The sequence below is a fragment of the Pontibacterium sp. genome, assembly GCF_041587635.1.
Classification (GTDB): Bacteria; Pseudomonadota; Gammaproteobacteria; order Pseudomonadales; family Balneatricaceae; genus Pontibacterium.
This window is the reverse complement of record NZ_JBFGYC010000642.1, coordinates 1-2,095: the sequence shown is the minus strand read 5'-3', so window position 1 is coordinate 2,095 and position 2,095 is coordinate 1. Positions and strand designations below refer to the sequence as shown.

At 50.1% G+C, this 2,095-nt stretch carries 2 protein-coding genes; one reads left to right on the top strand and one right to left on the bottom strand.

Annotated features, from left to right (window positions below):
- Window positions 1–187: 187 nt before the first annotated feature.
- Window positions 188–430 carry a VanZ family protein gene (locus tag ABYW01_RS20190; RefSeq protein WP_372836248.1) on the top strand — a complete coding sequence of 81 codons (243 nt, stop codon included), beginning with the start codon at window positions 188–190 and terminating at the stop codon, window positions 428–430.
- 3 nt (window positions 431–433) lie between these two features.
- On the opposite strand, the gene ABYW01_RS20185 is transcribed toward ABYW01_RS20190, so the two are convergent.
- On the bottom strand, window positions 434–2,095 hold a 1,662-nt coding region (locus tag ABYW01_RS20185), incomplete at its 5' end, for a hypothetical protein (protein ID WP_372836246.1).

The following is a 2,095-nucleotide window of genomic DNA, read 5'->3' as shown; positions in this document are numbered from 1 at the left end:
GGGGTAATCCTCCTGAAAAATAACGGTGATGGATTTAACCCGGCTAAAAAGGGAGGATCACTGTGGTATTTATCGGATGTATTATCTGGGTGCTCCATCAGGCCAATATGGGAAGGGACTCGTTGGTTTTTGATAGGGTACGTAGCTTGCCCAATGGCGATAAGTTGGGGCATTTTATAGTGCTGGCGTGCTGATATTATTACTCAATGTCAGCCTGAAATTTAGCACTGTTCGTTTGCTATTTATCCCTGTCTATTGGGGGACTTTCAGCGTGGCGCTGTTCTCTTTGGGTGAGGAGATCAGTCAGTACTTTATACCCAGTCGTACGTTTGACCTGCTTGATCTTGTGGCCGATGCCGGGGGAATTCTGACATTTACTCTTATTACTTGGTGTCTGGCGTTCTGGCTTGTCCGACGCACACCGAAATGATGTCTATATCTGCCCCAGTTTCTCGTTTAGCTCACGCCGCAGAGCATCATTTTCCTGGGTGGCTTTCTGGATTTCCATTCGATACTTAAAAATATCCTCGTAGCGCTCATCCAGTTTTTGTTCCAGTGAGGTGATCTCGCTGTCTTTTTGTTGTAATCGAATCTGTAGCTTATCAATCTGCGCTTGCAGATCCTCAATCAGACCAAAGCTTCCGGTATCAATGTCTTTGTTCGTTACGACCTCAGGGGCCAGGCCGGGGCTCTGAAGTTCGCTGACGATATGGCTGAAGACGGCCTGTAGATCGGCAGCCTCTTTGTCTGAGTACCGAATACGGCTTTCCATTGCGCTGTGGGCGCCTGCGGAACCAATTGAACCTGCGAGCACATGTTCCAGCATGCGATGGAATTCAACCAGTTCAATAATCGTGATGTGGGATTTATCGAGTACCTGAAGGTCGTCGGCTATGTTGTGTACCTGCTCATTGGCTTTGTCCTCTGGCAGGTAGTTGGATAGCAGTGTTTGTGCTTCTTCCAGTTTCGCGTTCAACACGATGTAGGCTTCTAAACCGGTTGGACGTGCTTTTCGGCTGGAGGACTTAGCGAGCATGGCGCACATGAATTCAGTGGTGAAGTTACGCTCGGTTTTATGTGGCTGATACAGTAGTGAGAACAGGACATAGGCACCGATGTTCGCCAGCATGGACCAGAGCACTGCGTGGGTCACGGGGTGGAAACCATCTAAGCCAAATAAGGCTTCAGGTCGTAGCATGGCAACCCCTGAGGGGCCGTGTTCAAGCAGCGCCATATCAAACCAGCCATGTTTGATCATGGTGGGGAGCACTAACGTATAGATCCAGACTGAGAAGCCTGCAAGCAATCCTAAAAATGCACCTGCGCTGTTGGCTTTTTTCCAGAAGAGCCCGCCGAATGTGGCAGGGGCAAACTGGAGGATTGCGACAAAAGAGATCAGGCCAATGGAGACCAGAATATACGAGTTAGCAAATTCCAGCGTGAACCAGTAGCTCCCCAGAAGGATCATCGCAACCAGTACCCAACGGACTTGTAGCAGGTATCCGCGTAGGAACGTACATGAGCCGGTGCGTTCGATCGCAGGCAGGACCAGGTGGTTTGAGGCCATTGTGGCTAACGTCATTGTGGTAATAATGATCATCCCGGTGGCGGCCGAGAATCCGCCGATAAAGGCGACTAGAGATAACAAATGATTGTCGGCCAGTTTGGGGAGGAGCAGCACGTAATAGTCTGCGAGATTACTATCGATTCCCGACAACAAGCCCGCTGCTGCAATGGGTACAACAAACAGGTTGATCAGTATTATATAGAGCGGAAACAGCCACATCGCTGTACGAATATGTTTTTGATCGGTGTTTTCGACAACCGCGACGTGAAACTGGCGCGGTAATAACTGTACGGCAACGAAACTCAGCACAATGAGGGTTACCCACATGGAGCCCGCGTTGTCACTGGCGCTAAAACTGGTGACGTGGTCCAGCCCAGCAGCGGTGATACGTTGGCTGATGTCCTCAAAGCCATCAAACATCATGTACGTGACGAAGAACCCTACAGCCATAAAGCTGACGAGTTTCACCAGACACTCCGCCACCAAAGCAAAGATCATCCCCTGATGTCGTTCCGTCGGATCGAGGCG